Source organism: uncultured Maribacter sp., assembly GCF_963974015.1.
Classification (GTDB): domain Bacteria; phylum Bacteroidota; class Bacteroidia; order Flavobacteriales; family Flavobacteriaceae; genus Maribacter.
Genome location: NZ_CAXBBZ010000021.1, coordinates 1 through 25,147, shown reverse-complemented (window position 1 = coordinate 25,147; position 25,147 = coordinate 1). Strand labels below are relative to the sequence as shown.

Annotated in this window: 22 protein-coding genes; all 22 read left to right on the top strand. The window is 34.4% G+C overall.

Features of this window, described 5'->3' with window-relative positions; all coding sequences use genetic code 11:
* Nucleotides 1-204: 204 nt before the first annotated feature.
* The 22 genes from AACZ41_RS16665 (at nucleotide 205) to AACZ41_RS16560 (ending at nucleotide 24,929) form a co-directional block, all read left to right on the top strand.
* Nucleotides 205-2,379, top strand: coding sequence for an alpha-glucuronidase family glycosyl hydrolase (locus AACZ41_RS16665; RefSeq protein WP_339629740.1), 2,175 nt, complete (start codon nucleotides 205-207; stop codon nucleotides 2,377-2,379).
* A gap of 25 nt (nucleotides 2,380-2,404) precedes the next feature.
* Entirely contained in the window at nucleotides 2,405-3,556 is a 1,152-nt protein-coding gene (locus AACZ41_RS16660) for an endo-1,4-beta-xylanase (protein ID WP_339629739.1), read from the top strand.
* A 15-nt stretch (nucleotides 3,557-3,571) separates the two neighbouring features.
* Entirely contained in the window at nucleotides 3,572-5,023 is a 1,452-nt protein-coding gene (locus AACZ41_RS16655) for a glycoside-pentoside-hexuronide (GPH):cation symporter (protein WP_339629738.1), read from the top strand.
* 3 nt (nucleotides 5,024-5,026) lie between these two features.
* Complete coding sequence (locus tag AACZ41_RS16650; RefSeq protein ID WP_339629737.1) at nucleotides 5,027-6,046, top strand: glycoside hydrolase family 43 protein; 1,020 nt, start codon at nucleotides 5,027-5,029, stop codon at nucleotides 6,044-6,046.
* 248 nt (nucleotides 6,047-6,294) lie between these two features.
* Entirely contained in the window at nucleotides 6,295-7,266 is a 972-nt protein-coding gene (locus AACZ41_RS16645) for a succinylglutamate desuccinylase/aspartoacylase family protein (protein ID WP_339629736.1), read from the top strand.
* Nucleotides 7,267-7,659: 393 nt separating this feature from the next.
* Nucleotides 7,660-8,076, top strand: coding sequence for a transcriptional repressor (locus AACZ41_RS16640; protein WP_339629735.1), 417 nt, complete (start codon nucleotides 7,660-7,662; stop codon nucleotides 8,074-8,076).
* 44 nt (nucleotides 8,077-8,120) lie between these two features.
* Nucleotides 8,121-10,088 carry a heavy metal translocating P-type ATPase gene (locus AACZ41_RS16635; protein ID WP_339629734.1) on the top strand — a complete coding sequence of 656 codons (1,968 nt, stop codon included), beginning with the start codon at nucleotides 8,121-8,123 and terminating at the stop codon, nucleotides 10,086-10,088.
* A 1,220-nt stretch (nucleotides 10,089-11,308) separates the two neighbouring features.
* Nucleotides 11,309-12,463, top strand: a complete 1,155-nt coding sequence (locus AACZ41_RS16630; RefSeq protein ID WP_339629733.1) for a hypothetical protein — start codon at nucleotides 11,309-11,311, stop codon at nucleotides 12,461-12,463.
* Between the two features lie 217 nt (nucleotides 12,464-12,680).
* Entirely contained in the window at nucleotides 12,681-13,262 is a 582-nt protein-coding gene (locus tag AACZ41_RS16625; protein ID WP_339629732.1) for a hypothetical protein, read from the top strand.
* Between the two features lie 606 nt (nucleotides 13,263-13,868).
* Nucleotides 13,869-14,735, top strand: a complete 867-nt coding sequence (locus tag AACZ41_RS16620) for a DUF5694 domain-containing protein (RefSeq protein WP_339629731.1) — start codon at nucleotides 13,869-13,871, stop codon at nucleotides 14,733-14,735.
* Nucleotides 14,736-14,956: 221 nt separating this feature from the next.
* On the top strand, nucleotides 14,957-15,589 hold the full coding sequence (locus AACZ41_RS16615) for a CatA-like O-acetyltransferase (RefSeq protein WP_339629730.1): 633 nt from the start codon (nucleotides 14,957-14,959) through the stop codon (nucleotides 15,587-15,589).
* An 85-nt stretch (nucleotides 15,590-15,674) separates the two neighbouring features.
* Nucleotides 15,675-16,955, top strand: coding sequence for an amidohydrolase family protein (locus AACZ41_RS16610; protein WP_339629729.1), 1,281 nt, complete (start codon nucleotides 15,675-15,677; stop codon nucleotides 16,953-16,955).
* A 688-nt stretch (nucleotides 16,956-17,643) separates the two neighbouring features.
* Nucleotides 17,644-18,600 (top strand): alpha/beta fold hydrolase, encoded by a 957-nt coding sequence (locus tag AACZ41_RS16605; RefSeq protein WP_339629728.1) that lies wholly within the window; start codon nucleotides 17,644-17,646, stop codon nucleotides 18,598-18,600.
* A 15-nt stretch (nucleotides 18,601-18,615) separates the two neighbouring features.
* Complete coding sequence (locus AACZ41_RS16600; protein WP_339629727.1) at nucleotides 18,616-19,173, top strand: GNAT family N-acetyltransferase; 558 nt, start codon at nucleotides 18,616-18,618, stop codon at nucleotides 19,171-19,173.
* Nucleotides 19,174-19,305: 132 nt separating this feature from the next.
* Nucleotides 19,306-19,638 (top strand): metalloregulator ArsR/SmtB family transcription factor, encoded by a 333-nt coding sequence (locus AACZ41_RS16595; protein WP_339629726.1) that lies wholly within the window; start codon nucleotides 19,306-19,308, stop codon nucleotides 19,636-19,638.
* A gap of 38 nt (nucleotides 19,639-19,676) precedes the next feature.
* Entirely contained in the window at nucleotides 19,677-20,309 is a 633-nt protein-coding gene (locus AACZ41_RS16590; protein WP_339629725.1) for a protein-tyrosine-phosphatase, read from the top strand.
* A gap of 2 nt (nucleotides 20,310-20,311) precedes the next feature.
* Nucleotides 20,312-21,358, top strand: coding sequence for an ACR3 family arsenite efflux transporter (gene arsB / locus AACZ41_RS16585; protein WP_339629724.1), 1,047 nt, complete (start codon nucleotides 20,312-20,314; stop codon nucleotides 21,356-21,358).
* A gap of 181 nt (nucleotides 21,359-21,539) precedes the next feature.
* Complete coding sequence (locus tag AACZ41_RS16580) at nucleotides 21,540-22,220, top strand: hypothetical protein (RefSeq protein WP_339629723.1); 681 nt, start codon at nucleotides 21,540-21,542, stop codon at nucleotides 22,218-22,220.
* Between the two features lie 37 nt (nucleotides 22,221-22,257).
* Entirely contained in the window at nucleotides 22,258-22,593 is a 336-nt protein-coding gene (locus AACZ41_RS16575; protein ID WP_339629722.1) for a hypothetical protein, read from the top strand.
* A 44-nt stretch (nucleotides 22,594-22,637) separates the two neighbouring features.
* Nucleotides 22,638-23,417 carry a HipA family kinase gene (locus AACZ41_RS16570; RefSeq protein WP_339629721.1) on the top strand — a complete coding sequence of 260 codons (780 nt, stop codon included), beginning with the start codon at nucleotides 22,638-22,640 and terminating at the stop codon, nucleotides 23,415-23,417.
* Nucleotides 23,407-23,790 carry a DUF3037 domain-containing protein gene (locus tag AACZ41_RS16565; protein WP_339629720.1) on the top strand — a complete coding sequence of 128 codons (384 nt, stop codon included), beginning with the start codon at nucleotides 23,407-23,409 and terminating at the stop codon, nucleotides 23,788-23,790. Before AACZ41_RS16570 ends, AACZ41_RS16565 begins: the two co-directional genes overlap by 11 nt.
* A 113-nt stretch (nucleotides 23,791-23,903) precedes the next feature.
* A complete protein-coding gene (locus tag AACZ41_RS16560; RefSeq protein WP_339629719.1) occupies nucleotides 23,904-24,929 on the top strand; it encodes an adenosine deaminase in 1,026 nt (341 codons plus the stop codon).
* Nucleotides 24,930-25,147 lie beyond the last annotated feature (218 nt).

The following is a 25,147-nucleotide window of genomic DNA, read 5'->3' as shown; positions in this document are numbered from 1 at the left end:
AAAGGGTTTTAGTAACTAAAATTACCATTCATCCTTATAACCGTATAGAGCTATAGGTCATTAAAACCTTATTACTCCAGGTAATTTAAAAATTAATTTCGCTTTTCTTTTCAATAGATATTGGTTAGTACATTAATTTAAATGCACACATATCAATAGAATTACCCTATTTTTAAAGGTGTTGTGCTTACAAAAACCTCTAACATGAAACATATAAACATATTCATAATCCTATTTCTACTTATAGCCACTAAGCTACATGGTCAGCAGGCAGATGGCTATAAGCTTTGGTTGAAATATGATAAAATAGAAAATACTGAATTACGTAGAGATTATGCCAAAATAGTAAGTTCAGTATGTTTTAAAGATGCTAGCGATATTTTAAAAAATACAAAGAAAGAGTTTTCCCTTGCGGTACCTCAAATGCTAAATAAGCAAGTACAGTACTCAAATAGCATAAGTTCAGATAACTCACTAATTATTGAGGTATATCAAAATCTACCAAAAGATTTAAAAGATTTGATTCATAAAGATATTGAGGTATTATCGGACGAAGGATTTTTAATCAAATCATTGACGTATAAAAAAAAATCGATTACGCTTATAAGTGCAAAAAAAGATATAGGAATACTGTATGCTACGTTTCGGTTTTTACATTTAATGCAAACACATCAAAAATTAAATTCTATAGACTTAGTAGACAGTCCTAAAATAGATTTAAGAATGTTGAACCATTGGGACAATCTTGATCGTAGTGTAGAACGTGGTTATGCAGGCTTTTCCTTATGGAATTGGCAAAAATTACCAGAATATATTGATCAACGTTATATCGATTATGCAAGAGCAAATGCATCTATTGGCATTAATTCAACAGTTCTTACTAATGTAAACGCCAATGCCTTAGTGCTCACACCTATGTATTTAGAAAAAGTTGAAGCCCTAGCCGACGTTTTTAGAGGATATGGAATTAAAGTCTATTTAACTGCTCGCTTTTCTGCACCTATCGAAATTGGCAAATTAGAAACTGCCGACCCACTTAATCCACAGGTTCAAAAATGGTGGTCAGATAAAGCAGCTGAAATATATAAGCGAATTCCTGATTTTGGCGGATTTTTGGTTAAAGCCAATTCAGAAGGTCAACCAGGACCACAAAACTATGGTCGCAATCATGTAGATGGCGCTAATATGATGGCCACTGCATTAAAACCATTTGGTGGTAATGTTATATGGAGAGCTTTCGTTTATTCTGAGCACGATGATACCGATAGGGCAAAACAGGCCTATGATGAATTCTTACCTTATGATGGTAAGTTTATGGACAATGTTTTAGTTCAGGTAAAAAACGGAGCAATAGATTTTCAACCTCGAGAACCATTTCACCCCATGTTCGGAGCTATGAAAAAAACTCCATTAGTAATGGAATTTCAAATTACACAAGAGTATTTAGGCTTTAGTAGCCATTTGGTATTCTTGCCGAAACTTTTTGAAGAAATCTTAGATTCAGATACATATCAGAAAGGCAAAGGTTCTACAGTATCAAAGGTTATTGATGGAAGTTTGTATGGTAATTCGTTGACTGGTATAGCAGGTGTCGCCAATATTGGAACTGATTTAAATTGGACAGGACATCCTTTTGCCCAAGCTAATTGGTACGGCTTTGGTCGTTTGGCATGGAATCCTTATTTAAGTTCTGAAAAAATTGCTAATGAATGGTTAAAAGCTACCTATAGTAATAATCAAAATTTTATTGAACCAGTAAAAAAACTAATGCTTACTTCTCGAGAGACCGTAGTTAATTATATGAACCCCTTAGGCTTACATCATATTTTTGACACTGGCCATCATTACGGTCCTGGTCCATGGGTAGATAATTTAAGCAGACCAGATTGGAATCCTGTTTACTATCATAAAGCAGATACAAATGGTATTGGTTTTGACCGTACACCATCTGGCAGTAATGCTACTGAGCAATACGCCACATATTTAGAGAAAACATTTAATGATGTAAACACTATTCCCGAAGAATATCTACTTTGGTTTCATCATGTTTCATGGGACTATAAATTACAGAACGGAAATACCTTATGGGACGGTATTGCTCTCAAATATCAAGAAGGTGTCAATGATGTGAATAATATGATTTATACTTGGGATGATGCAAAACCTTATGTAACTGAAAGTGAGTATAACGAAGTGAAAATGCTTTTACAAATTCAATTAAAGGAAGCTAAATGGTGGCGAGATGCATGCTTATTATATTTTCAAACATTTTCGCAAAAAGAATTGCCCGAAGGTGTTGAAAAACCGACCCAAAATTTAGAATACTACAAGTCACTTAAATTTCCATTTGCTCCCGGTATTCGTCCACAATGGGATTAATCAACAATCAAAATCTATATAAAAGATGATTTTTTTCATTAAAATAAGATTACTAAAATATTTTTTATTTTTAAATACACTATTCATCATTCTCATTAGCTGTAACGAGCAAAATAAAGTTGCAGATATAAATATAGAACCTTCCCTAAAAAATGGATTTAAAAAAGAGTTCTTAATTGGTTCTGCAGTAAATGATAATTTAATATTAGGGAAAGATAGTATAGGCGAACAACTTGTAAAGAGAGAATATACCACCATCACGCCAGAAAACTCCATGAAATGGATGTACATGGAGCCTGAAAAAGGGATTTTTAATTTCGAAATGGCAGATCAGTATGTTGATTTCAGCGCTAAAAATGATTTGTTATTCATAGGCCATAATTTAGTATGGCATAGTCAATTGGCAGAATGGGTATCTAAAATAGAAAGCAAAGAATCATTATCTGAAAGCTTAAAAAATCACATACAAACAATTGTATCTAGATACAAAGGTAAAATATATGGTTGGGATGTAGTTAATGAAGCCTTGAACGAAGATGGAACCTTGCGCAATTCTTTGTTTCTTGAGGAACTTGGTTCAGATTATTTGATAAATTCATTTAAATGGGCGCAAGAATCTGACCCTAATGTTGAGCTTTATTACAATGACTATAATATGGCTAATCCAGAAAAAAGAGCTGGAGCAATAAAGCTAGTTAAAATGTTACAAGAAAATGGGACGAAAATAGATGGCATTGGCATGCAGGGCCATTGGAATCTTGAAGGGCCATCATTGAAAGAAATAGAAGAAAGTATAATAGCATATTCAGATTTAGGATTACAGGTTATGATTACCGAACTGGACATTACCGTTATACCGAACCCATGGGATTTACATGGAGCTGAAGTAAATCAGAATTTTGAAGGTAGCGAATTTATGAATCCGTACCCTACCCAATTACCAGATTCTATTTCCAACCAACTTGCAAAGCGATATCAAGATATCTTCCAAATTTTCAAGAAACACGAAGACAAAATAAGTAGAGTTACTTTTTGGGGTGTCAATGATGGTCAATCTTGGCTCAACAATTGGCCTATAAGAAACAGAACCAATTACCCCTTATTATTTGATAGACGATACAAACCAAAAGCAGCATACTATAGTGTTTTGAAAATTGCTAATGACAGCCTTAATTAAATCAACTAATTTCAAATGAACAACAATCATATAGTTTCTCTTAAAGAAAAAATCGGATACTCTTTAGGAGACTTATCTGCAAATCTAGTTTTTCAAACATTAGTAACTTATTTAGCCTATTTCTATACCGATATCTACGGTCTTGAAACCAACGATGCCTCGTTGATAATTTTCATAGTAGGCATGATTGCAGCTTTTGCTTTCAATCCTATTATTGGGGCACTAGCGGATAGAACAAGAAGTAAATGGGGCAAATTTAGACCTTGGATTTTATTTACCTCAATACCCTTAGGTATCGTTGCCTTACTCGCATTCAGTACGCCAAATTTCGATTATGCAGGTAAAGTGGTATATGCTGCAATTACATATACATTGCTCCTATTATTATATGCGGCAAACAACCTGCCATATGCTGCATTAAGCGGCGTTATTACAGGTAGTATGAAAGAACGCAATAGTATTTCCTCATACCGATTTGTAGCCGTTATGTTCGCTCAATTCTTTGTTCAAGTATTTATGTTGCCGATAATTGAATATGCAGGTGGTGGTGATAAGGCCGTTGGTATAGAAATAGTAATGACTTATTTGGCTATTATCGGTACAGTTATGCTCCTCATAACATTTTTCACGACCAAAGAAAGAGTTATTCCAACGTTAGAACAAAAATCAAGTTTTAAAGAAGATTTAGGTGATTTGGTTAAAAATAGACCATGGATTATAATGTTAGTCCTGACTACTTTAGTGTTTATTACCTTGGCAATGAAAGGTGGTTCCTATGTATATTATTTTGAAAATTATGTCGAAGCTTCGAGCTTGGCAGACTTCATAGGCCCAATATTAAATGGTCTAAAAAATATTGGCATTAATTTCTTCGGTGACAACCCAACCTCTGCAGGGTTTGGACTCTTTAATGCAGGCGGAATAATCTTCATGATTATTGGCATATCCTTATCTAAAGGTTTAGCAGATAAATTTGGTAAACGTGATGTCTTTGGTTGGGCACTATTCGTATCAACTTTGTTTATTGCCGTATTTTATTTTTTTGCCCCTACCTCTGTTGAACTAATGTTTTTATCACAAATTTTACACGGATTTTTCTATGGCATAACCATCCCATTATTATGGGCCATGATTGCTGATGTGGCAGATTATTCGGAATGGAAAAATAATAGACGGGCCACCGCTATAATTTTTTCAGCTATGATGATTGGCTTAAAGTTGGGCCTTACCATAGGTAGTTCTTTCGTTACTTGGATTTTAGGGCTCTACAATTACATTCCAAAGAAATTATCTACATCAGAAATAGTTACACAACCAGAAAGCGCCATAGAAGGTACAAAGTTACTCGTAAGTATCTACCCTGCAATTGCGTTTGCCTTAGCGATTGCTTTATTGTTTTTTTATGAAATCAATAAAAAAATGGAAACCCAAATAGAAGAAGATTTAATAACAAGACGAAAAGCCTAAACGATGCCAGAAGATAGTATTGATCATATTGATTTTGAAAATTTAAATGATAAAGCGATTTCAAAACCCTTAGTATCCCATATTTATACCGCGGATCCGTCTGCCCATTTTTTCGATGGAAAAATTTATATATATCCATCTCACGATATTGAATCAGAAATCCCTTTTGATGATTTAGGAAGTCACTTCGCTATGGAAGATTATCATGTGCTTTCAATGGATAATGTAAATAGCGAAGCTATTGATCACGGTGTTGCATTACATGTGAATGATGTTGCATGGGCAGAAAAACAAATGTGGGCGCCCGATGCGGCCCATAAAAATGGAAAGTACTATTTATATTTTCCTGCGAAGAAAGCTGACGGCATTTTTCAAATTGGGGTTGCTATTTCTGATAATCCTACCGGTCCTTTTAAGCCTCAACCAGAAGCAATAAAGGGCAGTTATAGTATTGACCCAGCTGTTTATGAAGATGAGGATGGCAGCTACTACATGTATTTTGGTGGTATTTGGGGCGGACAGCTCCAAAAATACAGAGACAACGTTTATAATTCAGAAAATGAACTACCAAAACCTGAAGAAAATGCCTTGCTACCTATTGTTGCTAAGTTGACAGATAACCTTTTAGAATTTGCCGAGGAACCAAAAGAAATCGAGATAATAGATGAAGATGGAAGCTTAATATTAGAAGGTGATAATGAACGTAGATTTTTTGAAGCCTCATGGTTGCACAAACACAACGGTAAATACTATTTTTCTTATAGCACAGGCGACACTCATTTTATTTGCTATGCAATAGGAGATAATCCATACGGTCCTTTTACATACGGTGGTAGAATTTTAGAACCTGTGGTTGGTTGGACCTCCCATCATTCCATTTGTAAAGTATCTAACAAATGGTATTTGTTTTATCATGACAGTAGTCTATCAAAAGGAGTTACACATTTACGCTCAGTAAAAATGGCTGAAATTGAGCATCAAGAAGATGGCCATATAAAAACATTAACCCCCTATCGTTTGTAATTTAAGATAGCTAAAAGATAATTTTCAACATGATAAAATGATTCAATTCGGTTTCATTTTATCATGTTTTTTCGTTGTGGTAAAAGTAATTTCAATCTAATACATAAGGCTAGAAATCTTTTTGACTTGACTGCTAGATATTTTGTTCAAGTACTAATGATTTAAGTAGTAATTTCATACTTTGAAATATAACAAATTGCAACCCTTTAGGTTTTACAATAGGAAATTCATAAGTTACATATAACAGAATGTCGAATAAAAAATATACAGTTTTAGGCGAAACCATTGAAAAAGGAAAAGGAGCTCAACTCAATTTAGATATTGCCAAACTACACACAAGAACTAAAATAGAAGTACCGGTAATTGTACAACGTGGCAAAAAAGATGGTCCTACCCTATTAATAACAGGTGGAATTCACGGTAATGAAATCAACGGTGTAGAAATAGTACGCCAATTGGTATCTAAAAAGTATAACCAACCAGAATACGGAATGGTTATCTGCATTCCTGTAGTAAACATTTTTGGGTTTCTGAATCAAACAAGACAATTTCCTGATGGAAGAGATCTAAACAGGGTTTTTCCAGGAAGCTTGCGAGGCTCTTTGGCTAGTAGGTTCGCATATTACTTAGTTAAAGATATCGCTCCGGTTATCGACTATTGTATAGATTACCATACGGGTGGTGACAGTCGTTTCAATGCACCGCAAATCAGAATAGACAAGAATGATTCAGATGGCCTTGCCTTAGCCAAAGTTTTTGGTGCAGAGTTCATTGTAAAATCTGTTGGGAGAGAAAAATCGTTTAGAGAGACCTTACATCAACTTGACAAGAAAGTATTGTTATATGAAGGTGGAAAATCACTTCACATAAATGGTGATATTACAGATACCGGTATTGCTGGCGCATTACGCTTAATGCATCATTTGGGCATGCGTGATTTCGATAAAGAACTAAAACAAATGAATTCAAAGCCTATTACACCAAAATTGGTAAATGCATCTAAATGGTTAAGGGCGAAACACTCTGGCATGTTTCACCCTATTGTAAAAGTGGGCCAAAAAGTTGAAAAAGGTACCGAATTGGGTAACATCTCGGGACCATTCGGATATTTCGAACGCAAAATGAAGGCCAGCGATTCTGGATACATTATATGTATCAATGAGTCGCCCATTGTAAACCAAGGTGATGCTATTTTTCATATAGCACATGATATAGAATAAACCTTTAGCCATCAGAACAACGACTTATCAACATCAACGAAGATTAAAGATCATTACCAATTAAAATCCGCTATTACACTGATTAAAGGATATTTATCACATTTATATAATCAATATTCAATTAGCCAAACTAGACATAAATAGATAATTAAAAGTGCATTAAAATTGAAAAATTGGAGCATAAAAAGCACAGGCTACCTAATACCTAACCAAGAACACCAAAATATTTATACCTCTAACAATATTTTTTATATTTCCTTCAGCCAAAAGTAAAATTTCAACAATTTTCCTACTACTATTTTTTATAAATCAAAGTTAAAGATCTCCTCTAGTTGAAATCCATTACAACATTGATTACTTTAGCGTTAAGGCTGTTTTAAACCTATTATTTGAATGACCGAGATAGAGAAAACATTAGATAATAAAAGCATACGACCTACAGCAATGCGCATACTTATCTATAAATTTATGGTCGGTAAAAAAACTGCAGTAGCATTGGCCGACATAGAGAATGCTTTTGAAAAAGCTGAGCGTAGTACTCTTTACCGTACCCTTAAAACATTCGATGAAAAAGGAATTGTACACCAAATAGACGATGGCACCAATATCTCAAAATTTGCCCTGTGCGAACCTGGTTGCAATTGTGAAATCGACCAGGATCTTCACTTACATTTTCACTGTACCCACTGCGACAAAACAGTTTGCTTGACCGAGCATAAAATTCCACATATTAATTTACCCAGTGGGTATATAGCCGAAGATGCAAATTTAGTTATAAAGGGTATCTGCGATACCTGCACTCACCATTAAATGCACTACAGTTGCATTCATAATTTTTCGAACTTGCAAGAATTATGAAGAAGAAAAAAATAAACCTTAGAGATCTTAAAACAACACGACATTCAGGCGGGCATAGCCATGATCATGGTCATAACCATGATCACGCAGATAATACATCAAATATAAAATCCTACCTCCCTGCCATATTCAGTTTCATAATACTGTTGATAGGTATTTCATTAGATTATTTTGAGATATTCTCATTTTTCAAAGGATGGATACGCATTATATGGTATATAGCCGCTTACTTTCCCGTAGGATTTCCTGTGATAAAAGAAGGCTGGGAAAGCATTAAAAAAGGAGATTTCTTTACTGAGTTCTTTTTAATGGGTATAGCGACCATAGGGGCCTTTGCAATAGGTGAATATCCCGAAGGTGTTGCCGTAATGTTGTTTTATGCAGTTGGTGAACTTTTTCAAAGTGCTGCAGTTAAGCGGGCCAAAGGCAATATTAAGGCTTTACTTGATGTACGGCCTAATGAAGCATTGGTCTTTCACAATAACAATTTTATTTCGGCAGTTCCAGAATCGGTTGAAATAGGTCAGAAAATTCAAGTTCGCGTTGGTGAAAAAGTACCATTGGATGGTATATTATTGTCTGATAAAGGCTCTTTTAACACTGCAGCGTTAACTGGAGAAAGTAAACCGGATACACTTAAAAAAGGAGAATCGGTATTTGCCGGAAGTATAAATCTAGATAGTGTAATTGAAATAAAAACTACAAAAGAGTTCAAGGATAGCTCTATTGCCCGTATTCTAGATTTGGTCCAAAATGCTACAGTAAGAAAATCAAAAACTGAGCTGTTCATTCGCAAGTTTGCACGTATTTACACACCTATAGTAGTATATCTTGCCATAGGACTGACACTACTTCCCTACTTTTTCGTTGATGATTATATATTTAGGGAATGGTTGTATAGAGCGCTGATATTCCTCGTGATTTCTTGCCCATGTGCATTGGTCATTTCTATTCCATTAGGCTATTTTGGCGGACTGGGAGCTGCATCTCGAAACGGAATACTGTTTAAAGGCGCTTCGTTTTTAGATAGCATGACTAAAATAAATACGGTAGTCATGGATAAGACAGGTACCATAACAAAAGGTGTTTTTAAGATCCAGGATCTTGTTACAGATCAGATCATTACCGAAGTTGAATTCATGAAGTACTTGATCGCCATTGAAAAGCAATCTACCCACCCAATCGCCAAAGCAATTTTAGAATACAAGGCAGAAGGTGTGGGTTTTAAGGCGACGGATGTTTCAGAAATTGCAGGAAAAGGATTGAAAGGTATCGTAAACGGTAAAACTATTTTAGCAGGAAACAAAGCCTTATTAATATCGAATCAGATTGAAGTTCCATCAAATACGGATAACATTGTAGAATCTATTGTTTTAGTTGCTATAGATGGAAAATTTGCTGGATACGTAACAATTGCAGATGAACTAAAAGATGATGCCTACCAAGCTATAAAGGAAATACGGGCTGCGGGAATCACAAAAATTATTATGCTCTCTGGAGACAAAGATTCCATTACGAAAGAAGTTGCAAAACAATTGGGCATTGACTGGGCTAAAGGCGGATTATTGCCAGAAGATAAACTCAAAGAAGTTGAAAAGCTAAAAAAACAGCAAAAGACAAAAATTGCTTTTATTGGTGATGGCATTAATGATGCGCCCGTACTCGCTACCAGTGATGTGGGTATAGCCATGGGAGGTTTAGGTAGTGATGTAGCTATTGAAACAGCAGATGTAATCATACAGACGGATCAACCCTCAAAAATTGCTATCGCTATTAAGATTGGTAAATCGACCCGTAAAATTGTATGGCAGAATATTGCCCTAGCATTCGGGGTAAAAGTAATCGTTTTAGCTCTAGGGGCAGGTGGAATGTCTACAATGTGGGAAGCTGTTTTCGCAGATGTAGGCGTCGCTCTATTGGCAATTTTAAATTCGGTAAGATTACAAAGAATGCAATGGCGCTAAGACTTATTCACCTAATAACAATCTGTTTTTAGTTGTTCGCTTTGTTCAAACCCATTAAAAGAGATGCTTCCATTTACGTGAAGAATTGTCTCCGAAATTTTAAGAACATTATGCTGCATGGCCAAAGAACCGCAAATCATAAGGGTACTATCGTTATTAATTGAATTGAGCACTACTTACTTTTGTTCAAGTACAGCATCTTCCAGATATTGCCTATTGGCTTCCCTGGAGAAACAAACCAACAATCATCTTTGCCAAGTATTGGAATAACGCATTTCCTTTTCTTTTTGCGTTTTAAGGTCATGACAAAACCAGTATACATAAAAAAATTGGCATACTAGCTAGCAACAAAATAACCGACCATAACATATTGCCTTCACATGTGTACAAAACCAATTAAATATGTAATGCCAAGATTACAAATGCGTATTCACTTCTGCGTATGACCGCCCCTGTTTGTTTTTCTTACTTGAACTTCTTTATCCCGTAATGCAATAAAAATAAACTTTGAGACCCTCAGAAAACGGGAATTCCACTTGACGTATTTTATCCGAGGTGTTTTTTTTTAAGAAAGGCACATCTATAAAACCTTTTTAAACACTTGTATAAAAACCGACTCTGGATAAAGATAAAATATCCAGTCCAGGGTACATTGTAACGGTAGTTCCTCTTCGATGTCGTAACCTATGAAATAAAGGATATCCCAGTTCATAGAATAATAATACATAAGGTTACGATCCTTGATAAGGTTCTTCAAGTAACCTAACAAAGCTTGAATAAAACGACCAAGTTGATACTCTTTTTACCGCTGTCACCAAAATAACCTTTGGTAAGCTTAGATAGATTATGATTCTTTTCAAGACCCTTTGTATCCTACTTCATAGGTTTATTAAAACAATGGTATCAAAAATAAGTACTAATGATCTAGGTCATTCCACGATAGTATACGATCCATTAATTTTCAAATATTCAACAAACAAAATTCAATTATTAATGTTAACCATAAGTCTATTTTTATTGGAATTGGAATTTCTGAATAGGTTGATACAAAACTTTGACCTTCTCCTTTTCCAAAAAGAACTAATGATCTATTTCGAGGGGCAAAGTCCTTAGTTTTCTTGACCCCAAGAAATTGAACGGAAATACTCCAACCTAACATGCAATCATATTTTAAGTTGAATGCTATGGGCAAAATTTATAACCTTTAAAATATTTGTAAGATGAAAAATTATAATTTAACCTTAAGAATTGCCCATTTGGCATTACTTTTAATCTTTTTCACAGGGTGTGAAAAAGAAGATATCAATCTTAAAAACATGGAGGCCAACACTTTGGTCGGCACTACTGCCAAAGCCAAACCGCCCACTGCGGAAAAAGTAGGCAACAACTTATCCTTTCCCGTTATTTGGTCTGATGGCATATCCAAAACACTACCAGGTACTTTTGGAGAAGAATCCTTTGGTGGATTTTATTTTACCGCAACAGATGCGGAAGGAGGTACTTTTGACTATTACACACAGGGCGATCCAGGCAATATTTGGCAAGCAGAATCATTTGACCCCACCCAAGCTACTCCTGGCGTTCCTACCAATCCAATCGATGCTCTTGAAGTCAACATAAACAGTATAGACTGGGGTGACAACCTTGAAGCCAGGGCTTGGCCATTTGGTGCCCAGATTAGGGTAGAAGTTGTTTTATACAAAGAGTTGACGAACGCTATGTTGGGTTATGAAATGAAAATTGAGGATGAGTCACAATCTGGATTAAGCGAAGTCTGGGGCGCCAAAACTGAAAATGGTCCTGAAGGACCGGTAGGCGTCACCATTGAATCAGAGTTGGCAACCGTATATTCCGGTATGGCTAAAATGGTTATCCAGAAGCTTGACGAAATACCCGAAAACGAAACTCCGGATCTAACATGGGACTCCAATCTTTCTAAATGGGAAGGAGACGTTAGTTTACCAATATTTGAAGGCGGTGTATGGGAGAATGTAGACGGCCCCTCTGGGTATAGTGCAGAAACCAACGTGCAGGGAAAAGTAATTTATGGCTACAACTGGGTGACCAGAAAAATTGGGGACGGGCCTGGCACCTATAGGCTTACTTTTGTTCTGGACAATAATTTCACTGGAACAAAGAATACTTCTTTTGATAGCAATACCATTATTCTTCTCAATGAGGAGGAGGAGCAAATTATAGTGGCCGAAGAACCTGATTTGGGAGGCGGCACCGCTCTAATTCTTCATGAATACAACCTTACCTACATAGATGTGCAACTAGTGCCAAAAAATGGCAAAGGAGGCGGAAACAGTGGCGGTGGAGGTGGAAACGGTGGTAATGGTGGTGGAAATCATGGAAATGGACCAAATGGATAAATTACCCTATTAAAAACACCTAAAGAATAAAAATCCGGTTCACTTATTTAAGAACCGGATTTTTTATATCTATTGCTGTCCAAGTATTTATAAAAATTTTATCTATACCCCATTACAATATGAAACACAAAATAACAGTTACCGTGGCATAAGGACGTGAAATGCCATTGAAAAAGATAATTTTGTTCTCGTAGTATGATGACATTACTAAATAGAAATGATAAATTCAACAACAAGTTCGAGTTTTAAAGAACCTAATAGCGAACACATAACTATAAGTTTATGGCTTGACTCCTACAATGAAATGTTTTCTGACTTTGATCCAAGGCCGTACTCGAAACGCACTGTATCAGATGATTTTATTTTACAAATTAGAAAAGTTGCCAAGAACCGATATCGTAAGAAAATGACACTTAAAATCTTGCTAGCCGAATCCGTTAGGAACAAGCAAGACGAAAAAGTAATTTCTGACCACATTCATAACTACTTTCAAAAAAACCATGAAAAGCTTCTCAAAGAAAAGAGAAATACCAATCGAAAGGGTTTCTTGTTTACAACAGTTGGTATTTTACTAATGATCATAGCCAGTTACATCTCATTTCTAAAATCAGAATCATATTATACCCATGTTCTACTTATCCTTTTCGAGCCTGCCGGGTGGTTTATGTTTTGGACGGGGCTTGACATAATAGTAAATTACTCAGGAAGAAAGAGAAAAGAGATTGATTTCTATACACATATGGTAAGAACAGAAATTGAATTCAGCACTTATGATGAAGAATCAAACAAACTAATCTGAGCAAAAAATATAGATCTAGGGCACTAGGTTAATTGAAAATAGGCACAGTTATACAACAAAGGTTTAGAAAGCATGCCGGCTTACTTGGTGAAATGAAATTTAGCACACAAAATAAAACTTCGTTCGCTATATTTTTTAGCTTTTTTTTGTTACCAGTAGGGATAATTTTGACCCCATTCACCAACCGAATAAATGAACCTTCTACTTATTATTTTCTTCCGAAATCCAATTTAAAATATTCATAATATCATTTAAAGCTATTTCTGGCGATGACCATTATGTAACATCTCTAAGTGTTTTCCTATGTCACACCCTGTTACACCTTTAGTTATATCTATTACCCTAATGAATGGGAGACATCGTTCTAATAATTTTATTTAGTTTAAGTTGTTTGTAATTAGGCCTATCTGAAATAAATAGGCCTTTTTATAAGTGCAGCACTTACCACCATTACCATTTATTAATAAAACTGTAACTCAACATATAATTATCATTTTGCTCATTAAACAGTTATAACCAATTACTACATTTACTCAATTTTTATGGGAAGCTTTAATGTTACCACTTAAATTATATTATTCTAATTAAAAGTAAATACAGTTTTATATGAGAAGACTATTAATTATCCTTTCCATTGTTTTACTAGGTTGTACCAATAAAAACAGCAACCAAACTACTAAAGAAACTGCCGCCATAGAGTCGACAAAAACAGATAAAATTCAAGTATTAAATGTCGGCTTTTTTCATTTTGGTACCACTAGCGATGCTACAAAGGTAGATTTTGATGAAAACAATGCTAAAGAGCAAGAAGAAATTCGTCAACTGTCTATCCTATTGGCGAATTTCAAACCCACCATCATATGTCTAGAATACCTACCTGAAATTGATAATGAAATAAATACCGCCTATCAGGGTTTTTCAAAAAACCCTAGTGAGCTTAACACCCAATATGGCGAATTGAGCATGGTTGGTTTTGATGTTGCTAGATTGAGCGGACTCCATAAAGTATATGGCATCGATAATCATATGGGCTATAATTATAGTGTGGGAGATTATATCGAAAATAGCCCGGAATTAACAAATGCAATTGACCCAGTAACCTATTTAGAAATTACCAACAATCCATTAAAGGCATATCCAGAAATGGAAAAGCGAAACAACAATTTTGATAATTTATCTCTTTTAGAAAAATTAGCATTAATCAATAATCCGATAATGTTAGATTATTCATTAAACGCAAACGCCGACAAACTTTTTTACGTTGGTATAGATGAGAATTTTGTAGGAGCTGATCAAGCAGCCTTGTTTTACCATCGCAACATGAAAATATATTCTAACTTAAACCGAATTAAGATGAATAAGAACGATAGGGTTCTTGTTTTAATGGGTTCTGCCCATACGGCAATGTTACGTGAATTTATGAATCGAAGTCCGAAATTTGAAATGGTAAATACTCTTAAGTACTTAAAATAAAAAATATAACAAACTCATTATAATTACGATAAATAAATCTCACCAATAATTTATTGACCTTTATTATTCAACCTCTTAAACCTACCTAAACAAAAACATCTAGGTAAAACATCACTTAAAAAGGAAATTATTAAATTGGTGGTAAAATAGAAATATAGCTACCAATAACTTTATACAATTGTTGTCAATAATTATAACCAAAACTGAGATAAATTAATTTAATGAAAAAAATTGACTTAGCTGCATGGAAAAGAAAAGAGCATTTTGATTTTTTTTCAAAAATGAAAAGTCCAACTTTCGGAATAGTTACTGAGGTAAATTGTGACCAATGCTTTAAGAATTCCAAAGTAAATGGAGAGTCATTTTTCGCAAATTATTTACATAAATCAATGATTGCAGTTAATTCTGTAGATGAATTAAAATATAGAATCATAGATGAAGAAATAATAGAATTCGAAAAAATACATGCAGGAATTACAATAGGAAGAGAAGATGAAACATTCGGTTTTGGTTTTGTGAATTTTTCTTCTGATTTCGAAACTTTCAATACTGAATTAAAGAGTGAAATTTTAGCAGTAAAAAACTGTTCAGGTTTAAGACTAAATAATGATGATATTAAAAGAGATTTAATACGTCATTCAACATTTCCTTGGAATTCATTTAGCGGATTTTTACATCCTACAAATTTTGATCAAAAAGAGTCCGTACCAAAAATCACGTTTGGAAAATTTATAATTCGAGATGGAAAAAAAATGTTACCGATTTCAATAGAGGCCCATCACGGATTAGTTGATGGTATTCATATAGCAAAATATTTAAGTGAATTTCAAAATCAACTTAATATTAAATTATAAAGAATCAAACTTAAAAAGTATATAAGCCATTAAAACGGCTCGTATACCAGACTATTAGCTTCACCCTAAAATTAAAATATTAAAAATGAAAAAAGTATTTAGCTCAACACTTTTAATAATTTTGTTTTCACTTGCACTTAATGCTCAATATAAAACCGCCATTATTTGTGGCAAGCTTATAACTGCTGAAGATAATAAGGTTTATACTAATATGGTAATTATCGTCGATGCAGAAAGAATCGTGCAAATTGGCACCAAGGATATTATAAAATCAGATTACAAAATAATAGATTTAACGGAATATACAGTATTGCCCGGATTAATTGATGCACATGTACATCCCCTAATATATGGAGACGACTACCAAGTAAATCATGTGAAAGGCTCATCGGCCTTTAATGCACTCAGGGGGCTAAAAGTAGTTCAAAATTGGCTTGACGAAGGTTGGACCTCAATAAGAGTAGCTGGTGATGCCGATACACAATATGCCCATTTTGAAATAAGAGATGCTATAAACACCGGTCTATTTGACGGCCCTAGAATATATGGTGCAGGGCATTATTTATCCGTTACAGGTGGTGGTGGAGATATCAATTTTATAGCACCTGAACAATCGGTTATTGCTGATGGACTAGTTGTTGATGGTAAAGACGAAATTCAAAAGGCTATTAGAAACGAAATAAAATTTGGGAGCGACTGGATCAAGCTTTTAATTACGGGTGCTTTTATGTCTGAAGGGGACAATCCACAAAATGTTCAATTTAGCGATGAAGAGATTATTGCAGCCATAGAGGAAGCAAAAAGAAGGGGTGTTCCTGTCATGGCTCACGCCCATGCTACTGAAGGTATCAATAAAGCCATTAAGTTTGGAGCAAGATCCATAGAGCATGGCACCTTCTTAAACGATAAAAGCATTGATCTATTTTTAGAGCATGACGCTTTTCTAATCCCTACTTTGAGTGTTGGTGAATATGGTCTCGAAACTTGGAAGAACAGTAAAGCGCAGGCAAAAATGTATGAATTAACCAAAAAGCATCGCCAAGCTTCTTCGAAAATGTATGAGAAAGCGATAAAAAGAGGTGTGAAAGTAGGGGTTGGCTCAGACAATGTAGGCTTCCCGCCTAATTTTGCTGGCAAGGAATTCGAATTTCTTACTCAAATAGGAATGACCCCCCTCCAAGCAATACTGGCGGGAACTAAGGTAAATGCAGAGTTACTTATGATGGATAAGGAAATTGGCAGTATTAAGGTCGGTAAATTGGCAGATATTATAGCCACAAAAAAAAATCCTATTGATGATATTACTGAATTAACTCGGGTAGAATTTGTAATGAAAGGTGGGAAAATAATTAAGACGATTAAATAGAAAAGACGGAAACTAACATTCTATAAATCATATTGAAACATGACATATACTAACCATTGTAATACATATTAAAAGACCGTTTCAAATAGATGAAAGTTTACGTAAAATATCCTAAATATAATAATGAACTCGGATATTCAACAAATACGAATACTCGAGTGGATTTTACAATGCAAGACGGAGGGAATAAAAAACTGACTTGTAAAAATTACTGACGAACAACGGAATTTCACGTGGACAAACTAAACGCAAAAGACTAGAATTTAGCGAAAATTGGTGCTGGGCTTTTTTTCTTATTTGTCACACCGCTTATGTTATTTTTTATAAGTCCAATATTTACTGGAAGTAGGAATCTTTATGTGATTTTCATTATTGGTGAATTTTTACTCGTACCTGTGATTGCATATAAAATAATAAATAAGCAAGACTTAGTAATAGTTAGTTCCTTCAATCGGAAAAAATTAAAAGGACAGATTCACAACCTATAAAAAATACGTTTTACAACAAACCTAAACGTAATGCGGACTTTAGGGCAAAACCAAAAAGTCAGTGCATATTTATGATGTTACTAAACCTTTTGGATTTAGCTTTGGACAAAAAATAAAATTAATCCATAAGCTTTAGCTTTGTTGGAAGACGGAAACGAAAAGTTTAAACATTACCTTCATTTATCTAAAATAGTAATCTCATGACCTATCTTATAAAACAACAAAGCTTACTAGTTCTTTTATTGGTAACGACTATAGTTTGTAAAGCTGACAATCAACCCATTAAGAAAAGCCATACAACCGCTATTCCGGTTAAAGATTCTTTAGTAAAACACATCGTTTTATCGAACGGACACCCAATGGCGGTTTGGGCGAAAAAAGTTGAAAATCCTAAAGGACATATTCTTTTTGTTCATGGTAGAACTTGGAGCGGTGTTCCAGATTTTGATTTACAGGTAGAAGGTGAAGAATTGTCTTTAATGGATGGTTTGGTAGAACAAGAATATTCAACCTATGCCATTGATTTACGCGGATACGGAAAAACACCTAGAGATGCTACAGAATGGTCATCACCAGAAATAGCTTCAAATGATATTCTGAATATTATAAAATGGATATCGGAAGAAAATAATAAGACAAAGATTCATTTATTCGGTTGGTCAATGGGGTCAACATTATCGCTACTTGCGACTCAAAAAGAATCTAAAAATATAGCAAGCTTAACGGTTTTTGGGTATTGGCAAGATTTAGATTCTAAAATACCAGAAGACACAAGTGAAAAGAAATTATTGAAAAGTATAAATACAGCAGAAAATGCAGCGAGTGATTTTATTATACCTGGTAGTATTAGTAAAAAGGCAGTAGATACTTATGTAAAGATGGCTTTAGCGTATGACCCCATACGAGTTGATTGGAGACATGAAAGTGAATATAATAGCATTGACCCTGCATTAATTACCACACCGATATTACTTATTCAAGGAGAATTCGACCCATTGGCCCCAACAGTAAACCAAGCAAAATTATTCATGCGATTAAAGACGGCCGATAAAAGTTGGGTAGTAATTTCTGGTGGTGACCATGCTGCTTTTATGGAAAAACCTAGAAAGCACTTTATTCAATCATTTACTGCTTTTATAGATAGATTTAACGAATAATAGGGGTTAATTATAATGAACAAGACTGCAATAGAAACTAAAAGAATACGATTACGATTGATTGACATAGCCGACTTAACTTCAATCCATACGCTGCATTCTTTGCCCGAAACCGACAAATACAATGCATTGGGTATTCCTAATAGTATTGAAGAAACCAAAGCTAACATCGAACCTTGGATAAAAGAGAATCAATTGCAAGAGCTAAAAAATTATACGTTTGCAATTGACAACAAATCGAATGGAAAATTCATGGGTTTGTTCGGACTAAAAATCGGTCATCAGAAATATAATAGAGCTGAAGTTTGGTATAAAATACATTCAGACTATTGGAGAAAAGGTTTTGCTACCGAAGCCTTAAAAGCAATATTAGATTTTGGTTTCGATACGCTTAAACTACATCGAATTGAAGCTGGGTGTGCTGTAGAGAATATTGGATCTATTAAAGTTTTAGAGAAATCAGGAATGGTAAGAGAAGGCCGCCTTAGACAAATATTACCTTTAAAATCTGGTTGGTCAGACAATTTTCAATATTCGATTCTAGAAACTGACAAAAGAATTAAACAATTGTAATAGTATCTGCACTCTAAAATTAACCTTATAAAATTGCACTAGTCCTTTAAAAATTAAATAGACAAATCTCAACTTTAATTTGAATTCTAAATCCTTTAATCGTTACATTGCGATTAATTAATATTAAACAAAATGGGATTAGCCAAAACAGAAATGTTTACAGACCAACAAAACGAAATTGCTCTTTTTGCAAAAGTATTTGGGCACCCTGCAAGAGTTTCGATTTTACAGCATTTATTTAAGATAAACGCATGTGTTTGTGGAGATCTAGTTAACGAAATCGGATTATCACAGCCTACCATATCACAACATTTAAAAGAATTAAGGCATTTAGGTTTAATAAAAGGTAACGTAGAAGGTACGAGCGTTTGCTACTGCATACACACCGGAAATTGGACAAAAATGAAAGAAACCATGTTGAAATTTCTTAACCAAGATATAGCTACGAATGAAAATTGTTGTTAAAAATTCTTTTTAAAAATCACAATAAACCTGTATTAAATATGACCACAACCAAAACGACATTATTTACCGAAATCGAAAAGGTAATTAGCTCATTAAACATCGATAGCATTGTTGAAGAACGAAAACAAATATTACAACCGTTAATTGATTTTATACAATCAAAAGCTGCTACAAGTCAAGAAATACGTATAAATTTCATCTGTACACATAATTCACGAAGAAGTCATTTATCGCAAGTCTGGTCACAAACTATGGCTCATTATTTCCATATTAAAAATATCTTTTGCTATTCTGGTGGTACAGAAGCTACAGCACTTTTTCCAATGGCTGCAGAAACCCTACGAAATTCAGGATTTCAGATAAAAACTATTTCAAAAAATGAAAATCCCGTATACACTATTAAATATGCTGATAACGAGCATCCGATTATAGGATTTTCAAAAAAATTAGATGATGATTTTAATCCTAAATCTGAGTTTGCAGCGATTATGACTTGCGATTCGGCAAATGAAGCTTGCCCGTTTGTGCCTGGTGCAGAAAAAAGGATTCCGATAACTTTTGAAGATCCTAAAGCTTTTGACAACACACCACAACAATCAGAAAAATATAAAGAAAGAAGTCTGCAAATTGCAACGGAATTATTTTACGTTTTCTCTCAAATAAACTTATAAAAATGGCATCAAAAAAATTAAGTTTTCTTGACAGAAATCTAACACTTTGGATATTTGTAGCTATGGCATTTGGCGTTGCGATTGGCTATTTCATACCTACATTCCCCGATATTATTAATTCATTTAGTAGTGGCACTACGAACATTCCTATTGCCATTGGTTTAATCTTAATGATGTATCCGCCTTTGGCAAAAGTAAATTATTCGCTACTACCAAAAGTTTTCAGAAACACAAAAATCCTTTCTATTTCCCTTATCCTAAATTGGATAATTGGCCCCGTTTTAATGTTCATTTTGGCAATTACATTTTTACGTGATTATCCTGAATACATGGTTGGCCTAATTTTAATTGGCCTAGCACGATGTATTGCAATGGTCTTGGTTTGGAACGACCTCGCCGAAGGTAGTAGTGAATATGGCGCAGGCTTGGTAGCCTTAAATAGTATATTTCAAGTCTTTGCTTACAGTTTTTATGCATGGCTTTTTATTACAGTGCTTCCACCCTACTTTGGGTTTGAAGGTGCTATTGTAGATATATCTATTGGCACTATAGCAGAAAGTGTAGCCATTTATTTAGGTATTCCGTTCGTAATGGGAATTTTGAGTAGACTAATTTTGGTTAAACTAAAAGGCGAAGATTGGTATACCAACAAATTCATATCTACCATTTCGCCAATAACATTGATTGCACTGTTATTTACCATTGTAGTTATGTTTTCATTAAAGGGAGAGTTAATAGTTCAAATACCAATGGACGTTTTAATTATTGCAGTGCCTTTACTTATCTACTTTACGTTAATGTTCGTCATTGGATTTTTCTTCACTAAAGCAACTGGTGCCTCATACGACAAAACCGCATCAGTAGCTTTTACGGCAGCAGGTAATAATTTCGAATTGGCCATTGCCGTTGCCATAGCTGTTTTCGGATTAAACTCAGGACAGGCCTTTGCAGGAGTTATTGGTCCGTTAGTAGAAGTACCGGCATTAATACTATTAGTACGGGTTTCTTTTTGGTTAAAGAAAAAATATTATGGTAAAGTAAGTGGGTAGATGTACATAGTAATTGCTTTTCTGTTTTTAATGAAGATACGATAAAGATAGCTTTAGAGTTCAGGTTTTGCCAGATACTATAAAGAAAATAGCTTCCGTATAATGCACGGAAGAATAAAAATAGCATTTTACATTTCTATATTTCTTATCTTAACAAAGACACATTAAAAATTCACAAATTATGAAACATATTCTTACAGCATTCATTTTCACGGCAATTCTGATTTCTTGTAACACCTCGGACAAAACAAAAAATGCCACACAAGAAGCTTCAACTTTAGAGCCTACTACAGAAAGTGCATCAAAAGACATCAATAAAAATTTAAAAGCTATTGAAACCGATGAAGATCTAATTGTTACTTCATTAATGGCTGCTCCCGAAAAAAGTAGGTCAACATCTAAAGTTATCGGCTATAATATGGCGGGTGAATTTGTGACGTTGCGAGAGGGTGATAATGAATTTATCGTGCTTGCAGATGACCCAACAAAAGATGGCTTTAATGCCGCATGTTATCACAAAAACCTAGAACCCTTTATGGCGAGAGGAAGAGCATTAAGATCAGAGGGGAAATCTGCTGAAGAAATTTTTGCTATCCGTGAAGAAGAAATGAAATCAGGAAAACTTAAAATAACTCCCGGTTCCACACTACATATCTACTACGGGCCAAATACTATGTACGACCCAGAAACCGCAGCTGTTGATGGCGCACAATTGCGTTATGTAACATATATTCCTTGGGCTACTTCAGAAACTATTGGTATACCCGAATCACCTACGGCACCAAATCATCCTTGGCTTATGAATGCTGGTACACACAGAGCACATATCATGCTTTCACCTTTACCAAAAGAAATTGAATAACAAGAGAAAATATAACTAATTGTATGCTTGATTACCTATGGCTAAAAGAATTCTAAATTACTTTGGTTGGTTGCTCATTGCTATTCTTCTTGGGTTTCTGCATATGCGCATAGTTTTAGGTCCTGGTTCAAAATCCGATACTAGCAGTCTTACATTTTTAAATGGCATACATGATTTTGTATTAGTGTATGTAGGGGCTATTATAGGTTGCATAATTGCCTCACTTTTTATTTTATTGGATGTTTTTTATTTAAATACAAAACTTAAAAATAATAGCAAAGCACTACTAATTCGTTTATTTATTATTATCGGATTAGCTATTATAGTTGGGGCAACTCATTACTTTCTTGAAGAAATTGCCAATGTCATTTAAACCCAAACACCTAATGAAAGTGCTACAAACTCTATCTTAGCAAAATGAATACAATTGATATTAGAACAGTTGATGTTGTTCAGTATTTACAACCGTTAAGAGAAGGAGGTTCTATGCCTGCCATTGTAAAAGCTGACGACGACTTTTTATATGTATTAAAATTTAGAGGATCTGGCCAAGGAAAAAAATCTCTTATTGCTGAATTTATTGGCGGAGAATTGGCACGCGCCATTGGTTTAAAAGTTCCAGAGTTGGTTTTTATGAATCTAGATGATTCGTTTCGCAATACAGAACCAGATGAAGAAATTCAAGACTTACTTAAGTTTAGTGTTGGCCTAAATTTAGGATTACACTTTTTATCTGGCGCAATTACATTCGACCCTTTAATTTCAAAAATAGATGCACTAATAGCATCAAAAATAGTAGTATTAGATAGTCTTATCAGCAATATAGACCGGACAGCTAAGAATGCTAATTTACTTTACTGGCATAATGAACTTTGGGTGATCGATAACGGCGCTAGTTTCTATTTTCACCATAACTGGGAAACTTGGGAGAGTCACCTTATGAGGTCATTCCCCTTTATAAAAGACCATGTACTTTTGCAACAAGCAACCGCCCTACCCGAAGCAGCAAAAGAAATTCAAAATTTAATTACACCAGATAAGATTATCGAAATTGTGTACAAAATTCCTGAAGACTGGCTTATGAGTGAATCGGACATTTTGAATGCAGATGAAAAAAGAGCAGCGTATATTCAATTTATAACTACTAAATTATCTATGATAGATATATTAGTTAAAGAAGCTGAAGATGCAAGATAGATACACATTCAAGTATGCCATAATTAGATTGGTACCAAAGGTTGAACGTGAAGAATTCTTTAATGTAGGCGTTATTCTATTTTGTAAGCGGATTAAATTTCTTGATATAAAATATCAAATTGATCCAGACAAATTAAAAGCCTTTGCCCCAGAAATTGAAGAAGATATCATTAATGATTATTTAAAAGCGTGGAAGTTAATTTGTGATGGAAACGCTTCTGGTGGACCAATAGGCAAGTTAGATTTACCTGATCGCTTCGGATGGCTAACAGCCTGTAGAAGTACAATAATACAAAGCTCAACCACTCGTTCCGGACTTAGCTTTGAACCTAAAAAAGAATTGGAAGATATATTTAATAAGTATGTTTTATAAGAAATGATTAAATATTCTACTGATATATAAATTTTAAAACGGGTCATATTACGATAGGATATTCGGATGTCCTATGTAATTTGCAAAAACAATAGTTTTATAAACATTACAAAATGGAATCATCTGAACTAAATGAAATTATTCAAGGAATTCCGAAAGCTGAACTTCACTTACATATTGAAGGGAGCTTTGAACCAGAACTTATGTTCAAAATAGCGGAAAGAAACAATATTACTTTAAAATATGATTCTATTCAGTCGTTAAAGAAAGCATACAAATTCAACAATCTTCAGGAGTTTTTAGATATCTACTATGCAGGTGCCCAAGTATTGATTCACGAGCAAGATTTTTTCGACTTAACATGGGCATACCTTACCAAAGTACATAACCAGAATGTAGTTCATGTAGAAGTATTTTTTGACCCACAAACACATACCGATAGGGGTATTGCTTTTGAAGTTGTTTTTAATGGAATTCACAGGGCCTTAGAAAAAGCCAATAAAGAATTAAATATTTCCTGTAAACTTATTATGTCTTATTTGCGACACTTAAGTGAAGAAGCCGCATTTAAAACATTAGAAGCTTCCCTCCCATTCAAGCATTTAATTGATGGTGTCGGTTTAGACTCCTCCGAAATGGGTAATCCGCCCAATAAGTTTGTAAATGTGTTTAAAGTATCTGCCGAACACGGATATAAATTAGTAGCCCACGCCGGTGAAGAAGGCCCTGTAGAATATATTTGGGAAGCCTTAGATTTATTAAAAGTCGTACGCATAGACCACGGCAATCGCTGTTTAGATGATGAAAAATTGGTTCGAAGGTTAGTAGAAGAAAAAATTCCATTAACGCTTTGCCCTACTAGTAATGTGGCTTTAAAAGTAATACAGAATATGGAAGAGCACCCTGTTGCTAAAATGCTCGAAAAAGGAATTATAGCAACCATTCACTCAGATGATCCTGCATATTTTGGCGGTTATATGAATGAGAATTATTTTGAGACGGCAAAAGCCCTTAATTTAAATAAAGACCATTTAATGCAATTGGCCATCAATGCTTTTGAAGCATGTTGGTTAAATACTGATGCCAAACAAAAACGAATTAAAGAAGTAAGAGATTATTTCAATTCATTGAAAAATTAAAAGCCTAACCCTTCTTTTTATTCTCTAATTAGCTAAGGGAATAAAAACTTCAATTTAACTATAAAATCCTGAAGTTCTCTGTTTACCCACATTTCTAAAACTATATTTTCAAAATGTCATAAAATAAAAAAAAGCTCAATATCTTTCGATATTGAGCTTTACTTTTTGCGGAGAAAGAGGGATTCGAACCCCCGGAGGTGTGACCCTCAACAGTTTTC